A 23,367-nucleotide genomic window follows, 5' to 3' on the forward strand; every position below is an offset into this window, starting at 1 on the left:
TTTCAAAATAAAGAAGACAAAGGAACTAAAGTAATTGTAACGCTTAAAAAGGATTGACTATGAAATCAAGAGCATTTTTAGTTTTATTGATTTTTTTAGTCATCTCTTGTAGTGTATTTAAAGAAAGAAGAAGGTGCTTAAAATTAACAGAAAATAAAGAAATTTTAGAGATTAATAATTTTAATGATTTTAAGAATTATCTTGAAATGGATAATGAAGATTTGACTAATATATTATGGATTGTTGATGGAGAAGTAATATTAAATGATTCAATTAAGTTTGTAATTGATGAAAAACAATTCGATATATTGAGTATAGATAAAATTGATCAATCAAAATTAATAGCTCTTTATGCAAACAAGAATTGGTCTTTTGCTGTTGTTGTTTTAACAAATAATTGCTTAAATAAATCATAAAACATGAAACTAACAGCAATCATAGTCGAAGACGAAGAAACCAGCAGAGAAATTCTAAAGAATTATCTAAAAAAATACTGCCCAAACGTAACGGTTTTAGGCGAAGCAGCAAACGTTGAAGAAGCCTTAGTATTAATTAGAAACAACGATTTAGATCTGGTATTCCTCGATGTAGAAATGCCCTATGGCAATGCTTTCGATTTACTTGATAAAGTAGGCGATGTGAATTTCGAAACCGTATTTGTTACCGCATATAATCATTACGCTATAGACGCTTTAAATGCCCACGCATCCTATTATTTAATGAAACCTATTTCAATCGACGAGCTTATAAAAGCAGTTGATTATGTAACCGAAATAAAAACAAAAGAAGACGCACTTCAAAACCAAGTATTAGTTCCTAAAACGAATACGGTTAACGGTAAAATCACGATTCCACAGCAAAATGGTTTCGAGGTTATAAACACAGCCGATATTTTGTATTGTAAAGCCGACGATAATTACACCGAAATCTACTTAAACACCAACAAAAAAAAAGTAGTAAGTAAAACACTAAAATATTTTGAGAATATTTTAAAGGATACTAGTTTTGCTCGTGTACACAAATCGTATTTGGTCAATGTAAACGAAGTTGTAAAATATATGAAAGGCAAAGGCGGCAGCGTAATACTTAGCAACGGAAAAGAAATTATAGTGTCGGCATCAAAAAAATCAGCTTTGTTATCGTATTTCAAGTAACCTTTTTGTCATTCTTGCGAAGGCAGGAATCTCATAAATTTGAGACACAACTAAACAACTAAACGAATCAACAAATAAACAATAGTAGATGCCAATAATAAAACCAGTAAACGGTAAATCACCACAAATACCAAATGATTGTTACATAGCAGAAAATGCCACAATAGTGGGTGATGTGGTCATGGGAAACCAATGTAGCGTTTGGTTTAGCGCTGTAATTCGTGGCGATGTGCATTACATAAAAATGGGCAATAAAGTCAATGTACAAGATGGGGCGGTTATACACGCCACCTATCAAAAATCACCCACAACTATTGGTAATAACGTGTCCATTGGTCACAATGCCATCGTGCACGGATGCACCATTCACGACAATGTTTTGGTGGGTATGGGCAGCATTATTATGGACGATTGCATTGTAGAAAGCAACAGTATTATAGCAGCTGGTGCAGTTGTAACACAAAACACAAGAGTAGAAGCCGGCAGTATTTACGCTGGTGTTCCAGCAAAAAAAGTCAAGGATATTAGCGAAGAACTCATTTCGGGCGAAATAGACCGTATCGCAAACAATTATATAAAATATTCAGGTTGGTTTAAAGAGTAATGTCACTTCGAGTGATTATGATTTTTTTATCGGAATAGTATCGAGGAGTCGGGCGTTACCACAAGGGTCGCGCTTTCGGCAGTCGCTTCCTCCTACGTCGGCGAGCTCCAAAAAATGCCTCAATCACTAACGCAAAGTAAAACTTCAATTAAAAATCCAGATAATCCACATTAAATTTTCCATCTAAAAGCGATTGCATCACAACAGGGTTTCCATTAGTGAAAAGCTCATTTTTAGAATGTACTGTTTCAGTATTCAGTAAATCATATTGTCCTAAAATAGCTTTAGTTTGTCGCGCCACAGCTTCTCCAGAATCTATAATCTTAACATTACTCGGCAATAAATCAATAAGTAAAGGCATTAAATAGGGGTAATGCGTACAACCTAAAACCAAATAATCAATATTGGCGTCAAGCATGGGTTTTAAATACAACTTTAGTAGCACTATCATCTCATCAGAATGCAGTTTCCCGCTTTCAATAAGCTGTACAATACCTTCACCAACTTGTTCAATAACATTAATATTATTGGCAAATAACCCGGAGGTTTTGGAGAATAGGGCACTGCTTAAAGTCCCTTTAGTAGCTAAAATACCAATGGCATTGGTTTTGGTTTGTAACGCAGCTGGTTTAATAGCAGGTTCAATACCAATAAAAGGTACACTATAAGTTTTACGTAAAAAATCAATGGCATTGGTAGTTGCGGTGTTGCATGCTACTACAATAAGTTTACAATCTTTACTTAATAAATATTCAGTGTTTTTTATACTAAGTTTAATAATGGCTTCTTTTCCTTTCGGGCCATAAGGCGCATTGGCGCTATCAGCTAAATAAATCGTGTTTTCGTTAGGTAAAAGGCTATGGATTTCTTTCCATATAGACGTGCCGCCAACACCAGAATCGAAAATACCAATAGGAAGTTTACTCATAAGCCATAAATTTAGGTAATAAAAATAAAAAAGCTACCTTGTTTAAGGTAGCTTTTAAATTATTTTTAATAAAGTAGAATGTTTAAATACCTAATTCCTTTTTTACATCATCCAGTAAGTTTTTACCATCAGACATAATCATTACTCCTTGTGCAGAATCTAAAACGTATTCAAAACCTTGAGCTCTGGCTACTTTTAAAATAGCTGTTTTAGCTTTTTCGGTTATAGGTTTTAAAAGCTCTAATTCTTTAGCTTGTAAATCTTGTTGTGCTTGCCCTTGAAATTGACGAATATTTTGCTCCATAGTTTGTACTTCTTGAGCTCTTTTAGTATTCTCTTCTTGAGTTTTTGTAGAAGCTTCAGCATCGTATTGCTTTACTTTAGTTTGAAACTCAGTAGCCATATTTTGAATATCTGTTTGATATGTTTTACCTAAGGTTTCAAGTTGTGTTTGTGCTGCTTTCATTTCTGGCATAGCACTTATTAATTCTTGCGTATTTATATGGGCAACTTTATTTTGGGCTTGTGTAAAACTAACAGTTCCTATGCATAATGCCGTTGCTAATAAAATAGTTTTAAATTGTTTCATTTTTAAATAGTATTAATGTGTTATAAATTGTTTTGTTAATTGTTGTTTATACTGTCTTTTGCCTTTTGGCGTTCTTCTAATATTTTTTTCTTTTTATCGTCTAAAGCTTTTTTTCTAGCTTCTCTGTCTTTTAGTTTCTTTTGTCTGTTTTCTTCTATAAGTTGTGCTTTTGTTTTGGTTTCGCTCGTTGTTTTTAAATCAGCAGATTTACCTGTTTCAGTTTCTGTTGTTTTGTTTTTTGCATCTAACTTATCTTGTTTAGCTTTTGCACGATCATCTAGTATTTTCTGACGTCTTTCTGCTGCTGCTTTTACTTTAGCTTCGCGAGCTGCTAATTTTTCTTGTCTTGCTTTTTCAACTGCACTTTCACGAGCTGCCTTCTTTTCTTCTAATGCTTTTTCACGTTCTTCTAATTCTAAATTAACTTCTGGAACTACTTCTTCGTCTTCGGCGGCTTTTCGTTCAGCTTTAGTTTGTACTTGTTTTCGTTTTGATGCCCTTTTTATGCTTTTTAATATCTGATCGCTTAAATCGAATTGCTTTGCTGAATACAACATCACAACATCGGCAGATTTATCAAATATAAAATCGTACTTTCTGCTTCCAGCCAAATCTTGTACCGCAGCAAAAATTTGATCCTGTATAGGTTGCATTAACTGTTTTTTCTGAATCATTAAATCGCCATTTGGCCCAAAACGTTTTTGTTGGTAATCTAATATTTCTTGTTCTTCAAAAGTTAAATCTTCTTCACGCTCATCAATAAGCTCTTTTGTTAAAAGTGCTTTTTCGTTACTTAAGTCTTTGCGTTTTTGTTCAACAGCACTTAATTTAGCTTGAATCTCTGTGTTCCATTTTTGAGCCTTATCATCTAATTGCGAGATAGCTTCTTGATATTCTGGAACATTTTCTAAAATATACTCTGTGTCTATGTAACCAATTCTTACACCACGTTGCGCATGTAGCGAAAGGCTTAATGTGAAAACTACTGTCAGTAAAAAAAGAACTTTTGATTTCATGTGATTATTCATCTTTTCGAATTGTATTTTCAAAATTAACGAATTTTAATCTGAAAAATTTCAATTCTTGTTCAAATCATCGAATTGTTATTAGAAAATATCGTGCCAAAAATTAAAACTGTTGTCCAATTATAAAGTGAGTCTCCCAACCATTTTTTACAGTTTGGCCTGGTAATGCATCAAATCCATGACCAAAATCGATACCTAATAAACCAAATGCAGGCATAAAAATACGAATACCTAAACCAGCAGATCGTTTAATGCTAAATGGGTTGTAATCTCTAAAACTATTATAAGATGCACCACCTTCTACAAAGCCTAATGCATATATTTTAGCTGATGCTTTTAATGTAATTGGGTAACGAAGCTCTAATGAAAACTTGTTGTAAATGGTGCCGCCATCTTGATCTGATAAAGATTGGTTTGGATAGCCACGAAGTGCAATAGATTCTCTGCCATCTAAACTATAGCTACCTAAACCATCGCCACCAACAAAGAAACGTTCGAAAGGAATAACACCTCTATCATTATTATAAGCACCTAAAAAACCGAATTCTGCACTTGGTTTTAAAACGAGATCACTGTTTGGTATGAGTTCTGCGTACCAATCGGCTTTAAAGTTTATTTTATAAAACTCTAGCCACTTGTAGCGTTCTTGATCTATTTCTCCAACTCTATCTGAAGCTTCAGTTCTTTCTTCAACTGTATTTGTACCGTCACCAATAATAACTTCTAAATCGTCACGTTCACCTTTAAGCGTTTTATAATCTACATTATTAAATAATGAATAAGGAATAGAGAGTTTTGCAGTTGCGGAGAAACTTGAACCACCCGTTGGGTAAATAGGGTCTATTCTGGTATTGTTTCTGCTTAGACCAACTGTATAAGATAAGTTGTTAGAATAGCCATTACCAAAAGTGAATAATCCAGTATTGTAATTATTTAAATCATAGCGTTGATAACTTATAGCTTGCGATAATGTAAAATAATCATCTGGAACAGTTAAACGTTTTGCTAAACCTACAGTAATCCCAGTGATATTAAAGCGTCTGGTTTTATCAGCATTTCTTGTTACAGGATTGTATAAAAATTGTTTTGTGTGCGATAAGGATGTTGAAAATTGTACTGGTTTTTTACCACCCAACCAAGGCTCTGAAAATGAAAAACTATAGGTTTGGTAAAAACGACTGGCTTGTAATCGTAAAGCTAGCTTTTGTCCGTCGCCCATTGGGATGGGTTTGTAAGCTTCTTTTTTAAAGATGTCTTTTATAGAAAAGTTATTAAAAGAAAGCCCTAGTGTTCCAATAAATCCGCCACCACCGTAGCCACCTTGTAATTCTATTTGACTAGATCCTGTTTCTTTAACAGCATATTCTATGTCTATAGTGCCTTCGTTAGGGTTTGGATTGTTAAAGTTTGGTGAGATTTCTTGAGCATCAAAAAAGCCTAACTGACCTAATTCTCTAACCGAGCGCACTACATTTTCTTTGCTATATAATTGCCCAGGGCGTGTGCGTAACATTCTGTAAATAACATGGTCGTTAGTTTTATCGTTTCCAACAACCGATATTTTATTGAAGTATGCTGGTTTTCCTTCAGATATTCTAATCTCTATATCAATAACATTGTCGTCGGCGTTAACTTCAACAGGGTTTATAGTAGAGAATAGATAGCCATTGTTTTGATAAAGGTTCGTTAAATCGTATGCGTCAGGTTTAGAGTTGTCTGCAATACGTTCTTGTAATTCTATACCATTATAAGTGTCGCCTTTATTTATGCGTAAATATCTGCTTAAAAACTCATTGCTATAAACGGTGTTACCAATAAAAGTAATATCCCCAAAAGTATATTGTTCTCCTTCATTAACATTTATATGAAGTGATACTGTTTTTTTATCGTCGTTAACAATTAAGCTGTCTGATAAAATACGAGCATCTCTATAACCATTTTCTTTGTATTTATCAATTATTTTAGATAAGTCTTCTTGATAAGCAGAATCAACAAATTTTGAACGCTTTAATATACGCAGGCGGTTTATCTTTTTTGTGTTTTTCATGGCTTTTCTAAGCTTTTTATCGCTTAAAATAGTGTTCCCATTAATAACAATATCTTTAACCTTAACTTTTTCACCTTTATCTATATTTACTACCATATTAACTCTAGCAGTTTCTATAGAGTCTTTTACATCAATAGTATTGATAAGTATTTTAGAATTGTAGTAACCTTCTTTTTTATATTTTTTAGTTAAGAAGTTTTTGGTATTTGTAATAAGATTTTCGGTTACTTTTGTGCCTTTATCTAAACCAGCATCTTTAATGATACCCTCTTTTTTGCCTTTTTTAACACCGTTAATTTTCAGCTCGTTAAGTTGTGGTAAATCAGATAATCTAATTTCTAAATAAGCTACATCACCTTCAATTTTAGTGATGTAAATTTCTATATCGTTAAATAGTTTTGAGTTCCAAAGCTTTTTTATGGCAGTACTAATGTCTTCTCCAGGAATAGTCATTTCCTTGCCTTTTCTTAACCCAGAATAAGTTACAATAGTTTGCTCGCTAAAACTGGTGTTTCCAGAAACTGTAATGCCTCCTAAAGTATATTTTTTACCATTACTATATGGTAATTCTTGTGCTTGAATATTAAAACTGCATAAGGTTATTATTACTAATAAACAGTGTTTTAAAGTTGTCAAAGATAAAATATTAGCTAAGTTGTTCACTTGTTTTCCCAAATCGTCGTTCTCTTTTTTGATATTCAATAATAGCTTCGTACAAATGTTGCTTTGTAAAATCTGGCCAAAGCGTACTAGTAAAGTACAATTCTGCATAAGCAATTTGCCATAATAAAAAATTGCTTATACGTTGTTCGCCACTAGTTCTTATAAGCAAATCCACATCTGGCAAATTTTGCGTGTAAAGATGCTCATTAATAATCGATTCATCAATTTTTTCGGGCGAAATTATATTATTTTTAACTTTAATGCTAATCTCTTTAACAGTATTTAGGATTTCTTCCCTAGAGCCATAGCTTAAAGCCAGCGTTAAAGTCATTCTATTATTACTTTTTGTGCTTTCTATAACTTCATGCAGTTCTTTATAAACTTTTTTTGGAAGTGTTTGTAAATTACCAATAGCGGCAAGTTTAATATTATTGTCTTGAAGTGTTTTTATTTCCTTTTTTAACGAGGACACTAAAAGCTTCATTAGCGTTTGAACTTCTAGTTTTGGTCGGTTCCAATTTTCGGTAGAAAATGCATAAAGTGTTAAATTTTCTATACCAAGTTCTGCTGAAGCTTCAACCGTTTCGCGAACTGATTTTGTGCCATTTTCATGACCAAAAACTCGCAACATACCTTTTTGTTTTGCCCATCGTCCGTTACCATCCATAATAATGGCAATATGCTTTGGTAACGTTTTAGTTTGTATGTTTTCTTTTAAATTCATTTTAATTTGAAGGACAATAGCAGGGGTTTAAACCAAAAGTGTAGGTTAGTGTTAAGCCCGAAAACACATACCAATCGTTATTATTTATATTACCAAATCGGAACTGCTGATTTGCTATATTATTAGGAATACTTCCATCAATTTCATCCGAAAATGTGTAGCGTGCACCAACTTCAATACCCATAACAATATTGCCTAACAAGTTTGCCTTTAAGCCTAAAGCCATTGGTATACCGTACGCCCAACTAGAATTGTTTTCAGAGGTTTGAACACCATTAAAAAAATAATGATTATCGTGCTTTGCAACACTTATACCTGTATATATATATGGTGTTGCAACTTTTTCGCCAGTGTGTAAATTGAAATCAAAGAAAGTAAATTCTATACCAGCTGAAACTTCTAATAAATTTGAATCAAAATTATAACCTCTTTGAATACGTCTTGGGTCGTCTGAATCTATATCATTGGCTTTCAAGTCAGAATATATTAACGATGCTCTCCATGAATGCCTTGGGCTTGCATTCCATTTGTATATTAAGCCCAAAGTGGGACTATCTGGTGATATGTAGTTAGTAGCACCAACATCTCCAATAAAATTACTGCCCCCAACAAAAACACCTATTTCATTAATTTGTGAATGGCTTAATTGAAAGCTTAAAATGCTTAATATCAGTACTGTTAAATGCTTCATAAATATTCAAAAGTTTGCAAATATAATAAATAAGATTAGCCTAATATAATTTGAGCTAAATAGTATTAGTGTAAAACAGATTTTCTTTTGAAATATTGCCTAATTACGCTTGTCTTCGCCCCAGAGTAGTTTTTTACGGAGTGTGGTTAAAAAGCTTTCATTTAATAGGTCTATCATTTTAATTTTAAATGGTGCCTTTTTAATTTTTATTAGAGTGCCATTGTCTAACGTAGCAATTCTTGAATCGAGTGATACTAAATGTTGCTCTTCTCTACCATTTACTCTGAGTTGTATTTCCGTGGTATCCGGAACTACCAGTGGGCGAGCACTTAAATTATGTGGTGCAATAGGTGTTAATACAAAGCTATTAGTTCCAGGTGTTATAACGGGTCCACCACAACTTAAAGAATACCCAGTAGAACCTGTTGGTGTTGAAATAATTAAGCCATCACTCCAATATGATGTTAAATATTCGTTATCTAAATGGGTTTCAACCGTAATCATTGAGGTTGTATTTTTTCTGCTTACTGTTATTTCGTTTAAGGCAAAATTAAGCGATGTTATATTATTGTTTTCTGGAGAGGTTTCGATGGCAAGTAAACTGCGTTCAGATATTTTGAATTTACCATCAATAATATCTTGTATAGCACTTTCAATACCATCAACTTGGATAGTTGCTAAAAATCCTAATCTACCTGTGTTAATTCCTATTATCGGAATGCCTGAATCTTGTACAAAAGTTATGGCTCTTAAAATAGTGCCATCGCCACCAACACTAACAAGTAAATCGAAAGAAGTGTCTAAAGTATCAAATGTTTTAAATGAGGTGTAATCTTTTTTATTCTGCTCATTATTTTTTATAAGGTTAAAAAATTCTGTTTCTATATAAGCATCAATATCTTTTTTTATTAAATAGTTAAAAAGTGTTTCAACAGAAATGGTTGTACGCTCATTATAAAATCGTCCAAAAACAGCAACCTTCATAGCTTATATGTTTAAATATTTTCTCAAATAATCTGATCGCTCTTTAAGGCTTTCGTTGTAACTATCCTCTTCATGTCCAGAAACAATATTATAACTGTATCTGCGGAAAGTTTGAATAATATCATTAAGGCTAGAATTGCCAATTTTCAAGGTTATTTGCACCACATCATTTTTAATTTTAGAAACAAAAGCGCCTAAAAGTTTTCCGTTGTTCGATTCAATAATTTGGCTTATTTCGCTAAAAGAATAATCTAGCAAACCTTTTTCAATAACTAAAATACCACCAGCTTCAAAAAAGAAAGGGGTTTCATTAAAAAGACTAATAACATCGTTTAATTCATAATATCCTAAATATACATTTCTAGCATCTAAAACAGGTATTATATTAGCTGAGTTTTTTGCAAAAGCCTCTAATACATCTAGCCAAATGGTGGTGTCTCTAACGTAAAAATCTTCAAGCGCGTAGGCGTATTCGCTTAATAATTTATTGCTTTCAAAACAGTGTGCATCGGTTTCAGAAAAGCTTCCTAGATAGGTGTCATTTTCATCTTTAACTGGAATATGAGAATAGGTTAATTGATTAAATAATAATTGCAAATCGCTTATTTTGCTACTATTATTTAAAGGTTTTATATCGTTTATAATGAATTCAGAAAGCCTCATTGTTTCAATTTAATATAGATGCAAATTAATCAAAAAAATAGTATATAAGGGTGTTCTACTTTGTATTTTTGCAGAATTAATTTGGGTTTTTACATTGAAGCGAAAATTTTAGCTTTCGAATTTAGATGAAAACTTTTTTGAACTTCATAGCATAGTTACGAAGTGAGAAAAAGATAAAGTATAAATTTAAAAGAAGAATTTTTAGCTAATGACGAAAAGCTCGAATTAATTCTATTATTTAAAAGTTATGTATGACAAAGTTAAGTGTAAATATTAATAAAATAGCAACTTTGAGAAACTCCAGAGGTGGTGATGTGCCAAATGTGGTGCAATTTGCTAAAGATGTGCAACGTTTTGGTGCAGAAGGTGTAACGATTCATCCAAGACCAGATGAACGCCATATTCGTTATCAAGATGCTCGTGATTTAAAACCAGAAGTTTATACCGAATACAATATTGAAGGCAACCCAATAGATTCTTTTGTAAAATTGGTTTTAGAAGTTAAGCCAACACAAGTTACTTTGGTGCCCGATGCTGTTGATGCGATAACGAGTAATGCAGGTTGGGATACCATAAAACATAAAGACTTTTTGGTTGATGTAATTGCTCAATTTCAAAACAATAATATAAGAACATCTATTTTTGTCGACCCCATTTTAGAACAAATAGAGGGTGCTAAAAAAACAGGAACAGATAGAATTGAATTATATACCGAAGCTTTTGCACATCAATACAATTTAGGAAATAAAGATGCTATAAAGCCATATACTGCATGTGCTGAATTAGCAAATAGTTTAGGTTTAGGTATTAATGCTGGGCATGATTTATCGTTAGATAATATTCAATTTTTTAAAGAAAACATTCCAGAACTATTAGAAGTTTCAATTGGGCATGCGCTTATTTCTGAAAGTTTATATTTGGGTGTCGAAAATGTGATTCAAATGTATTTACGTAAATTGAAGTAAATTGGCAGTTTGTAGTAAATAATAATAAATATTTGTGAATTCGTGGCAAAAGAAGATATTTTACATTCAAACATTATAGGCGAAGGAAGACCATTTATCATTTTACATGGCTTTTTAGGTATGAGTGATAATTGGAAAAGCCATGGTAAAAACCTAAGCGAACAAGGTTTCGAGGTGCATTTGGTCGATCAGCGAAATCATGGACGAAGCTTTTGGAGCAAAACGTTTAATTACGAAATTCTTGCCGAAGATTTAAAACACTATTGCGATACACATCAGCTTAAAAATATTTTCTTGCTCGGGCATTCCATGGGCGGAAAAACAGCCATGGTATTTGCAACGCAATATCCAGAATTAGTATCTAAGTTATTGGTTGCCGATATTTCACCGCGATTTTATCCCATTCACCACGACGCTATTTTAGAAGGATTGAGTGTTTTAAATTTTGATGTTATAAAAAGCAGGAGCGAAGCCGATAAAGCTTTAAGCGATTATGTCTCAGATTTTGGCATCCGTCAATTTTTACTTAAAAATTTGTATTGGATTGAAAAAGGAAGACTAGCATTACGAGTAAATTTAGAAGTTTTAAAAGAAGAGGTAGCCGAAGTTGGCGAAGCATTACCAAGCTATTCAAGGTTTGAAAAAGACACTTTGTTTTTACGTGGTGATCGATCAGAATATATTGGTGTTGACGATGAAAGGTTAATTACAAACCACTTCCCGAAGGCAAAAATAGTTACCATTGCAAATTCGGGACATTGGTTGCATGCCGAAAATCCTAAAGATTTTTTTGAGGCTGTAATGCAATTTATTTTGTAATTTTAATAAAATTTTAAAATCATGAAACTCATAATCAAACTCCTATTAAATGCTGTTGCGGTATTTATAATTGCACATTTTCTATCTGGTGTTAATGTAGATAGTTATGTAACCGCCATTATTGTTGCCGTAGTATTATCTGTATTAAACCTATTTGTAAAACCCATTTTAGTTATTTTAACACTGCCAATAACCATTGTTACATTAGGCTTATTTTTGCTAATAATTAATGCCTTAATAATTTTATTAGCCGATAAATTAATTGATGGCTTTTCAGTAAGTAGTATCTGGATTGCGGTATTATTTAGCATCCTACTTTCGGTATTGCAATCTATCCTGCATTCGCTCTTAAAAGAAGATAAAAAATAGTCTGAAATTCAGCTAATTAAAAACTTTGTTGGGATGCAAAAATATACTATTTTTGCATCCCAATTTTAGTTATACTAAATTATAGTTTAAAACATGAATATTACAAGAGAAAACGTTGATGCATTAAATGCGGTAGTAAAAGTAGATATCGCTAAAGAAGATTATAGCGATAAAGTTGAGAAAATCTTAACAGATTATCGTAAAACTGCAAACATTCCTGGGTTTAGAAAAGGACATGTGCCAATGGGAATGGTTAAAAAACAATACGGAAAAGCGGTTTTAGTTGATGAGGTAAATAAACTTTTACAAGATGCATTAAATAAATATTTAACTGAAGAAAAGTTAGATGTTTTAGGACAACCATTACCAAAAAAACAAGATGATATTGATTGGGATGCTGAAGGTTTTTCTTTTGAATTCGAATTGGGTTTAGCACCAGAATTTGAGGTTAACCTAAAAAGCAAAAAAGCCATTACGCAATACAATATTGTTGCTGATGACAAAATGATTGACGAGCAAATTGAGCGTATTCAAAAACAATACGGAAAATTAGTGTCTCAAGATATTGTTGAAAAAGACAGCGAAATTACAGGAACTTATACTAACGAAGAAAAAGAGATTGATAACACTGTAACCTTAACTTTAGATAAATTTAAAGGAAAAGCAACTGCTAAACAATTTGTTGGTGCAAAAGCTGGTGATGTTATTGTTTTAAAAACAAAAGGACTTTTTGAAGATGACCACGATTTAATGCATGCACTAAAATTAAGTCATGATGATGTTCATGGTTTAGATATAGAAGTGTCTTTTACAATTACAGAAATTAATAAGCGAGAGTTAGCAGATTTAGATCAAGAATTATTTGATAAGCTTTTTGGAAAAGGAGAGGTAACATCTGTAACAGAATTAAAAGCAAAAATAAAGGAAGATGCTGAGAAGCAATTTGTACAACAAGCAGATCAAAAGCTTTTAAATGATGTAACTGAGTATTTAGTTGAAAACACAAAATTTGATTTACCAGCAGAATTTTTAACAAAGTGGATGCAAACTGCTGGAGAACAAGAAATGGACTTAGATCAAGCTAAAGAAGAATACGAAAAGTCTGAAAAAAGTTTACGCTACCAATTAATTGAAGGTAAGTTAATTGAAGAGAATAATGTTCAAGTAACTATGGACGATATTAAAGGGCATGCTCGTGAGATGATTAAAGGACAAATGGCTCAATTTGGTCAAATGAATCCTTCAGATAAAGAACTAGACGATATTGCTGCCCGTGTATTATCAAACCAAGATGAGGCACGTCGTATTTCAGAGCAACTAGTAAGCCAAAAACTATTATCGCTTTACAAAGAAAAAGCAAACATAAAAGTAAAAGAATTAAGTTACGAAAAGTTTGTTAAAGAAGTATACGGAGACAAATAAATCAAAGAATAATTCCTTATATTTAGGCACTTAAATCTATAGATTTAAGTGCCTTTTTATTCAACAAAACAATCTAATAAAAACAGATTTTAACTTATCTTGATGCATATCAAGTGTTTAGTTAAATTAAATTAGTTAAATTAATTATGGATTACGCAAAAGAGTTTGAAAAATTCGCGATAAAAGATCAAGGAATTAGCAGTACATATTACAATAAAATCATTAGTAGTATGTATCCAACAAATCTTACACCAAATATTATTGAAGAACGCCAAATGAACATCGCTATTTTCGATGTGTTTTCTCGTTTAATGATGGACAGAATCATTTTTTTAGGAACTGCTATAAATGATCAGGTAGCTAATATTATTCAAGCACAATTATTGTTTCTTGAGAGTACAGATGCCTCAAAAGATATACAGATTTATATCAACTCTCCAGGAGGAAGTGTTTATGCAGGATTGGGTATTTATGATACTATGCAGTTTATAAAGCCAGATGTGGCAACTATTTGTACAGGAATGGCAGCATCAATGGGCGCAGTGCTATTATGTGCTGGCACAAAAGGAAAACGTAGTGGATTAACACACTCGCGTGTTATGATTCATCAACCTTTAGGTGGCGCACAAGGTCAAGCTAGCGATATAGAAATCACAGCTAGAGAAATACTGATTTTAAAGGAAGAACTTTACAAAATCATTAGTAAGCATTCGGGTCAAGATTACGACAAAGTGTATAATGATAGTGATAGAGATTATTGGATGAAAGCCGATAAAGCTAAGGAGTATGGTATGATAGACGAGATATTAGCTCGCAATTAAATAAATTTTTGTAATTTTATCAAATTGTTATAGAGGGGTTTATAATATTCTCATCTTCTTAAATATAAAGATTAATGGCAAAGGAAGAATTAGAATGTTCGTTTTGTGGGCGTAAAAAGCCTGAAACGAATTTATTAATAGCTGGATTAGATGCACATATATGCGATCGTTGTATAGAGCAAGCGCATGGTATTGTAATAGAAGAATCTAAGCAAACAGATAGCAATGACTTATCTGCTGAGTTGAAGCTTAGAAAGCCTCAGCAAATTAAAGAATTTTTAGACGAATATATAATAGGGCAAGACATGACTAAAAAAGTAATGTCTGTTGCTGTTTATAATCACTATAAGAGGTTATTGCAACCACCAACAAATGACGATATCGAAATTCAAAAATCGAATATCATTATGGTTGGTCAAACAGGTACAGGTAAAACATTAATGGCAAAAACAGTTGCAAGAATGCTTAATGTGCCTTTAGCTATTGTGGATGCTACAGTTTTAACCGAAGCGGGTTATGTTGGTGAAGATGTAGAAAGTATTTTAACACGATTATTACAAGCTGCCGATTATAGTTTAGAGAAAGCAGAAAAAGGGATTGTTTTTATTGATGAAATTGATAAAATTGCTCGTAAAAGCGATAACCCATCTATTACTCGGGATGTTTCGGGTGAAGGTGTACAACAAGCTTTATTAAAACTTTTAGAAGGAACCGTTGTTAACGTACCACCAAAAGGTGGGCGTAAGCATCCAGACCAAAAGTTTATTGAAGTTAATACAGAAAACATTTTATTTATAGCTGGTGGAGCTTTTGATGGTATTGATCGTGTTATTTCTAAACGACTAAACATGCAAGCTGTTGGTTATAGTGCTTCAATGTCTGACGATGTAGTCGACCAAAACCATTTATTACAATATATTATTCCTAAAGATTTAAAAGATTTCGGATTAATTCCAGAAATTATTGGTCGTCTTCCTGTTTTAACATATATGGATCCGTTAGATGCAAAAACTTTACGTGCTATTTTAACAGAGCCTAAAAATGCAATCATCAAACAATACAAGAAGTTGTTTGCTATGGATAAAATTGAGTTTACAATAACAGATGGAGCTCTTGATTTTATAGTAGGAAAAGCAATTGAATATAAACTCGGAGCTAGAGGATTGCGTTCTTTATGTGAAGAAATATTAACCGATGCTATGTTCGAATTACCAAGTAGCGACGAAAAGAAACTTAACGTTACTAAAATGTATGCTGAAGGAAAATTAACTAAAACTACAATAAAGAAGCTTAAAGCAGTTTCGTAGTTTTAAGATTAATTTAAAATATAAAAAAACCACGCTAATTTAGCGTGGTTTTTTATTTATGGATGTTAATTAATAATAGACACTATGGATAATTTTTTATCAGAAAGTAGCAACTTTTTTAATGAGGGTATTAAAAATGGTTTGTTGTACTTATGTCGTTTAACAATTAATATTTTTTAAAAGTATACTTAATTATAAAGCTCACAAAGTGTTTTTTAAGCTTTTAGATGATTAGACGAAATACTCGTTTAAACACTTTTTTAGCCTGCATTTAATCGGATAGCATTTTTTTTAGTCTAAAATAACAAATTCAATACGTCGGTTTGATTGATGCTCTTCATCTGTACAAGAGTTTGTTTTGCAATCAATCAGTGGTTTTGTTTCTCCGAAACCTTTTGATGACAATCTGCTTTTATCAATACCATTTTTAATTAAATACTTTACAGCAGACGCAGCTCTTTTGTTAGATAGTTTTAAGTTATAGGCATCATTTCCTATAATATCAGTATGTGCGTTAATTGCCAGATTAATGCTAGGGTTATCATTAAGCACTTTTAAAATTTTATTTAAGGAAATAGTAGATTCTTCTTTAATACTATATTTAGCAAAATCGAAATAAATATTTTCTAATACAATTCTCAATTCATTATCAACTTCAGCAATTACAGGTTCGGTAGTATTTAATTCTAAATCTTTATTATATGTGGTGTCAAAATTTCTATTCGCTAAAAATTCAAAATCATCATCTATAAAACCATCTTTTTGAGTACTTAGTGTATACAATTCAAAAGGAACAACATTATCAAAACTAAAAGCTCCAGATTTGTCAGTCATCTGTCTTGCTATTTCATTATTGTCTTCATCTTTAAGAATAATGAGCGTATTAGGAAGTTTAATTTTAGTAACTAAATCAATAGCTTTTCCTTCGATAGATTGAACAATTTCATCATTAACCGCAGTATAAATATCAAAACTACCTTTACCATTTGGTTTGTTTGATGATACATAACCTTTGTTTTTTGTAGCTAAAAAATAGGCTACTTCATCGTAACTAGTATTAATTGTATTTCCTAAATTTCTAGGTGCTTTGTATTTATCACTTAAAATACGACTCACAAACAAATCATAACCTCCTAAATTTTGATGTCCTTTTGAAGAAAAATACAAGTACTTACCGTCGATAGATAATGATGGGTATTTTTCATCAGAAGTTGTGTTTATTGAATGCCCTAAATTTTTAGGAGTATCTAATGTTCCATCTGCATTAACATTAGAAACATAAATGTCATAACCTCCAATTGACCCTGGCATATTTGACGAAAAATATAACTTATCTCCAGTTCTATTTAAAAAAGGAGTTTCAATAGAAACATTGGTTTTATTAATATTTAAGAACTCCTCATTTATCCAATTTCCATGGGAATCTTCTTCAAGGGTGGCTTTGTATAATTTATATTCTAGCGAGTTATCTCTACTGCTTCTTGTAAAATAAACGGTTTTTTGGTCTGGAGAAAATGTAAGTTGATCTTCACTATCATTAGTGTTTAATATTCTTGAAAATAATAAGGGTCTACTTAATGCACCATTTTCACTAATGTCTAAACAAAACAATTCTTTGTACGCTTCGTTTGTATTGAAATCAATCTTTGCAAGACCACCAAGTTTTTTAGACGATACCATAATCAGTTTATTTCTAAAAAAACCAGTACCAATTTCTGAATATTTAGTGTTTACACCAGCATCCAAAACTTCAAACTCAAAACCATTGGTTCCTATTTCGTTTGAAGAAACAGAATTATTAGTATATGATAAAGAAGACTTTGTTGTATTAATATTTTCTGCAATAAGATTTGAAGGACCTTGGCTAAATATAAAATTTGAGATAAGACAAATAATAACTAAAATGTTAGTTTTCATTTTTGTGAGAGGGATTAATGATTAATTAGTTTTTAAAAATAGTATTAACCTCAAGACAAAATGAAATTTACTAGACCAATCGCAGTTTAATTCGTTAAGTAATTGTTTTTCAGCACCTTTTGTAAGGTGAAGTTTAAGAATTTAAGTTTAAAAGATCATCCATATAGTCTCTAGTGTTCGAGAGTCTAGGTATTTTATGTTGCCCACCTAATTTATTGTTTTGTTTTAGCCAATCATAAAATAGTCGCTCTCGGGCAATATGTATTTTGGGTTTATTAAGCGTTAGGTTATTATAACGTTTTGCTTCATAATCTGAGTTTAAAGCTTTTAAAGCATTGTCGAATAATTCATTAAAATAACTAAGGTCTTTAGGAGGTGTTTTAAATTCAATAAGCCATTCATGGGCACCTTTTTCTTTGTCTTTCATAAAAATTGGTGCCGCAGTATAATCTACAATTTCGGCTTTTGTGCGTTTACACACTTTTTTTAAAGCATCCTCTGCATTTTCAATAATTAATTCTTCGCCAAAAACATTGATATGGTGTTTTGTTCTTCCAGAGATTTTTATTCTATACGGATTTAAGGAAGTAAACCTAACGGTATCTCCAATTTTGTAACGCCATAAACCTGCGTTAGTGGTAATGATAACCGCATAATTTTGATTGAGTTTTACTTCGCTTAATGGGATGGCTTTTTCTTGGGAAGAGGCATAAATGTCCATGGGAATAAACTCATAAAAAATACCATAATCGAGCATTAATAATAATTCACTTGAATTGTTTTGATCTTGAATTGCAAAAAAACCTTCCGAAGCATTATAAATTTCGTAGTATTTGAAATTGTTTTTCGGTAATATTTTTTTGTACTGATCAGCATAAGGTGTAAAACTAACGCCACCATGAAAATATACTTCTAGGTTAGGCCAAACATCAAGTAAACTTTGTTTGCCTGTGGTTTCTAAAACATTGTTTAATAATACTAGCATCCAAGATGGAACGCCTGCTAAACTCGTCACATTCTCGTTTATTGTTTCATCTACAATGGCTTGCATTTTATACTCCCAATCACTCATTAATGATACTTTGCTGCTTGGTGTACTACTAAATTCTGCCCAAAAAGGCATGTTATCAATTAAAATAGCCGATAAATCTCCGTAAATTGTTCCGTTTTCTTTATACAATTCTTTACTGCCACCTAAACGTAGACTTTTTCCAGTAAATAATTGCGAGTCTTCATTGTTGTTTAAATACATACAAAGTAAATCTTTGCTAGCAGCGTAATGGCAATCTTCTAAAGATTCAGGACTCACAGGAATAAATTTGCTTTTAGCACGAGTAGTACCGCTAGATTTAGCAAACCATTTTATAGGTGTTGGCCAAAAAATATTGTTTTCACCACTTCTAGCGCGCTCAATATCGTCCTGCCAAACATCATAATTATTTATAGGAATACGTTCTGCAAAAGTTTTATAATCTTTTATCGAGGCAAAATCATATGTTTTGCCAAACTCAGTATTTTTAGCAAAATCTAAAAGACTTAAAAGCAGCTCGTTTTGTACTTCGTTAGGGTATTTTAAAAATAAATCGATTTGATGAAATCGTTTTTTTAAAAACCAAGAAGCAATAGAATTTACTAAAGGAATTGGCATATTTATTTTATCTTTAAGTTCTTAAAAATAAGGTTTTTTTTTATGAACTACCAAGGCGTTTTAACAAAAATGGAAACTGAGTTTTCACAACCTATTCAATACTATTTGGTGTTTGAAAATGATTTTTTGAATATGAATCAGTTATTGAATAAAACAATTAATATTCAATTTGTTAAGTATCAATGTTTAAACTGCGGATTGGATAAGCCCATTTACAGACAAGGATTTGATAAACAGTGTTTTTTTGAAGTGCCACAGGCTGCAGATTGGATTATGCGTCCCGAATTAAGTACGGCGCATTTAGGTAAAGAAGATCGCGATTTAGAGTTTGAAAAAAGAGTACAGTTACAACCACATATTGTGTATTTAGCAAATTCAAGTAATGTTAAAGTTGGAGTAACTAGGAAACAACAAGTGCCAACACGTTGGATAGATCAAGGTGCGCACGAAGCTATTGAAATTGTTGAAGTGCCAAATAGGTATTTAGCAGGAATAACTGAAGTAGCTTTAAAAGATTATGTGGCTGATAAAACCAATTGGCGAAAAATGCTTAAAAATGAGATTGAAGATGAAAACTTAGTAGAATGGCGTGAGCGATTGAAACAATATATTCCAGATGAAGCCTTAGATTATTTTATCGAAAATAATAATGAAACCAACTTAGAGTTTCCTGTTTATAAATATCCTAAAAAGCCTAAAAGCTTAAATATTATTAAGCAGCAACAGTATTCTGGAAAACTAGTTGGGATAAAGGGGCAATATTTAATTTTTGAAGATGATACTGTTTTTAATGTTCGTGCAAACGAAGGGTTAGTGATTAATATCAGTATAAATTAAAAACCCACTTACAGGTTATTGTAAATGGGTTGTATATTGTATGTTTCAGAGAGTACTAAATATCTTCATTGTCTCTAATATTTTGAATATATTCTGCTTTTTGAATTTCACGACGTCTTTTAACAGATGGTTTTGTGAAAAACTGATTTTCTCTTAAATTTTGCATGACTTTAATATTTCTGTGCTTTCTTTTATAACGTTTTAAGGCACGTTCTATGTTTTCACCGTCTTTAACAATAATTTTTAACATATAATTTTTTTAATTGTTTTTGTTTTAGGATTATCCTAAATACGTTTTTAGTACTTTGTTTTTAGAGGTATGACGCAATCTGCGAATACCTTTTTCTTTTATTTGTCTTACCCGTTCTCGTGTTAAGCCAAACGATACGCCTATTTCTTGAAGGCTCATAGGGTGCTTTTTACTTATGCCATAATAATTTCGTATTACTTCTGCCTCTTTTTCAGATAATGTATTTAATGCCCTGTTTAACTCTATATTTAAAGAATCTTTCATTAAATCATTATCTGGTCTAGGTGATTCATTTGATTTTACGACATCGTATAAACTAAATGTTTCGCCTTCTTTTAAAGGAGCGTCCATAGAAACATGTCTGCCAGAAATTTTCATAGATTGTTTCACATCATTGAGTGAAAGATCCAGATTTTTTGCAATTTCTTCAGCACTAGGTGCTCTTTCATGTTCTTGCTCTAAAAATGAATAGGCTTTGTTTATTTTATTTATAGAACCAATTTTGTTCAAAGGTAATCTAACTATTCGAGATTGTTCTGCTAAGGCAGATAAAATTGCTTGCCTAATCCACCAAACAGCATAAGATATAAATTTAAAACCTCTAGTTTCATCAAAACGTTTAGCAGCTTTAACCAATCCTGCATTGCCTTCGTTAATTAAATCGGGCAAAGATAAACCTTGATTTTGATATTGTTTTGAGACTGAAACTACAAAACGTAAGTTAGCAGTTGTGAGTGTGTCTAGAGCTTTTTGGTCGCCTTGGCGTATTTTTTGTGCCAATTCAACCTCTTCTTCGGCGGTTATAAGAGGAATTTTACTAATGTCTTGAAGGTATTTGTCTAGTGATTTTGATTCTCGGTTGGTAACTTGTTTCGTAATTTTTAATTGCCTCATATATTATCAGAAAGTTTAAAAAGTTTATACTTTCTATAACATAACCTATTAATTTGAAAATCCTAATTTTTTATCGTTTTTATTAAAAAAAGAAAAAGAAATTGATTAAAATTTGTGTGTTTTTAAGAGTTTTAGTCGTTTTTGACTTATTTCTGAGTTTTAATTTAGAGTGTCTTGTTCTTTTTTGTTTTTGCTTAATAGTCCACCGAGTACATTTTTAACAGCATCTTTTGTTGAGTTAGTTTTGGTTGTGTCAGTTTGAGCTTTTTTGTCTCCAATAATACCCCCTAAAACATCTTTAACTGTACTATTTTGTTCTTTTTTTAGTGAGTCTGTTTTAGTTTTATTACTGCCTATAACATCGCTAATTAAATCTTTAACTTTGTCTTTACCTTGGTTTAGTAGTTTTTGTTTTTCAATTTCAATAAGCTGTTTTGTTAAATTGCTAATACCACTTGTTAAATCGGTTTTTACTGATGGACTTGTATAAGTGCCAGCAATGTTTGCGGTAATTGGTATAGAAATATTTTTAGCTTCTTCAGTATTAATTTTACCTATTAATTGATTAACCTCGCTGCCTAAATATTTAGCTGGTACATTAAAAATAGCGCTGTAGCTTAATGTCTTATCAAAGCCATGCGATCCAGAAATATTAATAACAATATCCTCATATTTTAACTGAAAAGGTTTTACACTTACTGTACCGTTAGCAAATTCTAGTTTGGTTTTTAAATCTTTTAAATCGAGTTTCTTAAAATCTATAAAATTTAAAGCACCTCCAAGCTTGTTTATTAATTCACTTTGATTTGTTTCAATTCTAGTTGCTAATAATTCCGCGAAAGCGTTACCAGAAACACTATTTAAGTCTGGAGAGAACTCTTTATCTAAATTTCCGGAAAGACTAATGTTAGTATTTAACTTTCCTGCGAGTAATTTTGCAATAGGGGCTAAGTTTTGAAGTAATTCTAGATCTTTAAATGATTTTGCAATATCAAATCCGTTGGCGCCTAAATTCAAATTAAAAGTAGGTGTGTCATTTTTTGTTGAAACATCGCCAGCTATTGATAACGCACCGTCAAATATATTAGAGGTCATATTTTTTAGCGTAACTTGTTGGTCTTTTATTAGCAGTACGCCCTTTACATCTTTTAAGTTTAAGTTATCATAAACTACGGTTTTGGCATCGGCATTAATGGTGCAATCTAAAAACGCAGGAATTTTTAATGATTCAGTGTCACTTGTAGTTTTGTTTTCAGATGATTCTTCATCTTCAGACATGAAGTCGCTCACTTTAAATATGTTAGAATTTACATTAAAATTCCCTTGCAACTTGTTGTCACTCAATAAAAAACCTAATAAATTTTTAATGGTTCCGGTGGCATTTAAATCGCTATCACCAGTTTTTGCTATAAAATTATTTAACGATACTGTTCCTGGATTAAACGTCATGTCTGCTTTTGAGATATGGATAGGGTTTACAATATCTTCGGATGAAAACACAAAATCTGTAATACTTGCAGAGCCGTTATTTTTAATACGTTCGTAGGCATTGGTTTCAATAGCTTTCATGTCAAAAGCCGTATTAATTTTTCCTTTTAAAATACCGCTTAGTGCGCTTTCTAATTTAATAGGATACACTTTTGTGATGTTTGATAAATTTAAAACTCCATCGATATTGGCGTTTACCAACATGTTTTTTGTGATGTTCTTTAAGGTAGCCGACGATTTAAAAACATCATCATCAATTTTAAAATTTAATTTTTCAATATCTATAAACGTGTCGTCTGCATTGCCTGTGGTGTTTTTTATAGAGGTGTTTATGGAAATGTTACTAACACGTTTTGGTAAGTCTGGATATTTAAACGAGGCATTATTTGATGTAATATTGATGTCTAAATTAGGAATTGTTTTATCAGAGGACAATCCTTTTATAATACCATTTACTTTAAAATCGCCAGTAGTTTGCACGTCATCGATATCTTTAGAATAGGCTTTAGGAATAACAGCTAAGAAATTTTTAAAATCAGATTCTGGGTTTTTAAAAGT

23 protein-coding genes are annotated in these 23,367 nt (G+C 31.8%); 10 read left to right on the forward strand and 13 right to left on the reverse strand.

The window, feature by feature from the left end; genetic code table 11:
* Window positions 1-59: 59 nt before the first annotated feature.
* From AADI82_RS04495 to AADI82_RS04505, 3 genes are all read left to right on the forward strand, one after another.
* The gene (locus tag AADI82_RS04495) at window positions 60-416 is read left to right on the forward strand and encodes a hypothetical protein (protein WP_341215262.1); all 357 of its coding nucleotides are present in this window, start codon (window positions 60-62) and stop codon (window positions 414-416) included.
* A 3-nt stretch (window positions 417-419) separates the two neighbouring features.
* Complete coding sequence (locus AADI82_RS04500; protein ID WP_341215263.1) at window positions 420-1,154, forward strand: LytTR family DNA-binding domain-containing protein; 735 nt, start codon at window positions 420-422, stop codon at window positions 1,152-1,154.
* Window positions 1,155-1,242: 88 nt separating this feature from the next.
* Window positions 1,243-1,758, forward strand: a complete 516-nt coding sequence (locus tag AADI82_RS04505; RefSeq protein ID WP_341215264.1) for a gamma carbonic anhydrase family protein — start codon at window positions 1,243-1,245, stop codon at window positions 1,756-1,758.
* A 148-nt stretch (window positions 1,759-1,906) separates the two neighbouring features.
* On the opposite strand, the gene murI is transcribed toward AADI82_RS04505, so the two are convergent.
* From murI to AADI82_RS04545, 8 genes are all read right to left on the reverse strand, one after another.
* Complete coding sequence (gene murI, locus AADI82_RS04510) at window positions 1,907-2,686, reverse strand: glutamate racemase (protein ID WP_341215265.1); 780 nt, start codon at window positions 2,684-2,686, stop codon at window positions 1,907-1,909.
* Window positions 2,687-2,768: 82 nt separating this feature from the next.
* Window positions 2,769-3,275: an OmpH family outer membrane protein gene (locus tag AADI82_RS04515; RefSeq protein ID WP_341215266.1), complete on the reverse strand. Its 507-nt coding sequence runs from the start codon at window positions 3,273-3,275 to the stop codon at window positions 2,769-2,771.
* A 35-nt stretch (window positions 3,276-3,310) separates the two neighbouring features.
* Window positions 3,311-4,291: an OmpH family outer membrane protein gene (locus tag AADI82_RS04520; protein WP_341215267.1), complete on the reverse strand. Its 981-nt coding sequence runs from the start codon at window positions 4,289-4,291 to the stop codon at window positions 3,311-3,313.
* 112 nt (window positions 4,292-4,403) lie between these two features.
* Window positions 4,404-7,022: an outer membrane protein assembly factor BamA gene (gene bamA / locus AADI82_RS04525; RefSeq protein WP_341215268.1), complete on the reverse strand. Its 2,619-nt coding sequence runs from the start codon at window positions 7,020-7,022 to the stop codon at window positions 4,404-4,406.
* Window positions 6,994-7,734: an isoprenyl transferase gene (locus tag AADI82_RS04530; RefSeq protein ID WP_341215269.1), complete on the reverse strand. Its 741-nt coding sequence runs from the start codon at window positions 7,732-7,734 to the stop codon at window positions 6,994-6,996. The genes bamA and AADI82_RS04530 overlap by 29 nt, the downstream gene beginning before the upstream one ends.
* A gap of 1 nt (window position 7,735) precedes the next feature.
* Window positions 7,736-8,425, reverse strand: coding sequence for a DUF6089 family protein (locus AADI82_RS04535; RefSeq protein ID WP_341215270.1), 690 nt, complete (start codon window positions 8,423-8,425; stop codon window positions 7,736-7,738).
* Between the two features lie 99 nt (window positions 8,426-8,524).
* Entirely contained in the window at window positions 8,525-9,409 is an 885-nt protein-coding gene (locus tag AADI82_RS04540; RefSeq protein WP_341215271.1) for an NAD kinase, read from the reverse strand.
* 3 nt (window positions 9,410-9,412) lie between these two features.
* Complete coding sequence (locus tag AADI82_RS04545) at window positions 9,413-10,072, reverse strand: acetoin utilization protein acuB (RefSeq protein WP_341215272.1); 660 nt, start codon at window positions 10,070-10,072, stop codon at window positions 9,413-9,415.
* 251 nt (window positions 10,073-10,323) lie between these two features.
* Between AADI82_RS04545 and AADI82_RS04550 the strand changes: the two genes are divergently transcribed.
* The 6 genes from AADI82_RS04550 to clpX all read left to right on the forward strand — a co-directional run bounded on the left by AADI82_RS04550 (window position 10,324) and on the right by clpX (window position 15,775).
* Window positions 10,324-11,037, forward strand: a complete 714-nt coding sequence (locus AADI82_RS04550; protein WP_341215273.1) for a pyridoxine 5'-phosphate synthase — start codon at window positions 10,324-10,326, stop codon at window positions 11,035-11,037.
* A 42-nt stretch (window positions 11,038-11,079) separates the two neighbouring features.
* Window positions 11,080-11,856 (forward strand): alpha/beta fold hydrolase, encoded by a 777-nt coding sequence (locus AADI82_RS04555; protein ID WP_341215274.1) that lies wholly within the window; start codon window positions 11,080-11,082, stop codon window positions 11,854-11,856.
* 21 nt (window positions 11,857-11,877) lie between these two features.
* The gene (locus AADI82_RS04560) at window positions 11,878-12,225 is read left to right on the forward strand and encodes a phage holin family protein (RefSeq protein WP_341215275.1); all 348 of its coding nucleotides are present in this window, start codon (window positions 11,878-11,880) and stop codon (window positions 12,223-12,225) included.
* A 93-nt stretch (window positions 12,226-12,318) separates the two neighbouring features.
* A complete protein-coding gene (tig, locus tag AADI82_RS04565; protein ID WP_341215276.1) occupies window positions 12,319-13,647 on the forward strand; it encodes a trigger factor in 1,329 nt (442 codons plus the stop codon).
* A gap of 146 nt (window positions 13,648-13,793) precedes the next feature.
* Window positions 13,794-14,468, forward strand: a complete 675-nt coding sequence (clpP, locus tag AADI82_RS04570; protein WP_341215277.1) for an ATP-dependent Clp endopeptidase proteolytic subunit ClpP — start codon at window positions 13,794-13,796, stop codon at window positions 14,466-14,468.
* A gap of 74 nt (window positions 14,469-14,542) precedes the next feature.
* The gene (clpX, locus tag AADI82_RS04575; RefSeq protein WP_341215278.1) at window positions 14,543-15,775 is read left to right on the forward strand and encodes an ATP-dependent Clp protease ATP-binding subunit ClpX; all 1,233 of its coding nucleotides are present in this window, start codon (window positions 14,543-14,545) and stop codon (window positions 15,773-15,775) included.
* A 291-nt stretch (window positions 15,776-16,066) separates the two neighbouring features.
* On the opposite strand, the gene AADI82_RS04580 is transcribed toward clpX, so the two are convergent.
* Together AADI82_RS04580 and AADI82_RS04585 are read right to left on the reverse strand one after the other, a co-directional pair.
* A complete protein-coding gene (locus tag AADI82_RS04580) occupies window positions 16,067-17,692 on the reverse strand; it encodes an OmpA family protein (RefSeq protein ID WP_341215279.1) in 1,626 nt (541 codons plus the stop codon).
* 133 nt (window positions 17,693-17,825) lie between these two features.
* Entirely contained in the window at window positions 17,826-19,340 is a 1,515-nt protein-coding gene (locus tag AADI82_RS04585; protein ID WP_341215280.1) for a GH3 auxin-responsive promoter family protein, read from the reverse strand.
* Between the two features lie 42 nt (window positions 19,341-19,382).
* Between AADI82_RS04585 and AADI82_RS04590 the strand changes: the two genes are divergently transcribed.
* The gene (locus AADI82_RS04590) at window positions 19,383-20,177 is read left to right on the forward strand and encodes a DUF2797 domain-containing protein (protein ID WP_341215281.1); all 795 of its coding nucleotides are present in this window, start codon (window positions 19,383-19,385) and stop codon (window positions 20,175-20,177) included.
* Between the two features lie 55 nt (window positions 20,178-20,232).
* Here AADI82_RS04590 and rpsU read toward each other — a convergent pair whose 3' ends face one another.
* From rpsU to AADI82_RS04605, 3 genes are all read right to left on the reverse strand, one after another.
* Window positions 20,233-20,427, reverse strand: a complete 195-nt coding sequence (gene rpsU / locus AADI82_RS04595) for a 30S ribosomal protein S21 (RefSeq protein WP_341215282.1) — start codon at window positions 20,425-20,427, stop codon at window positions 20,233-20,235.
* 30 nt (window positions 20,428-20,457) lie between these two features.
* Window positions 20,458-21,321, reverse strand: coding sequence for an RNA polymerase sigma factor RpoD/SigA (locus tag AADI82_RS04600; RefSeq protein ID WP_341215283.1), 864 nt, complete (start codon window positions 21,319-21,321; stop codon window positions 20,458-20,460).
* A gap of 159 nt (window positions 21,322-21,480) precedes the next feature.
* Window positions 21,481-23,367, reverse strand: a 1,887-nt coding sequence (locus AADI82_RS04605; protein ID WP_341215284.1) for an AsmA-like C-terminal region-containing protein, incomplete at its 5' end; no start/stop codon positions are given.

It is taken from the genome of uncultured Wocania sp., assembly GCF_964021735.1.
GTDB lineage: Bacteria > Bacteroidota > Bacteroidia > Flavobacteriales > Flavobacteriaceae > Wocania_A.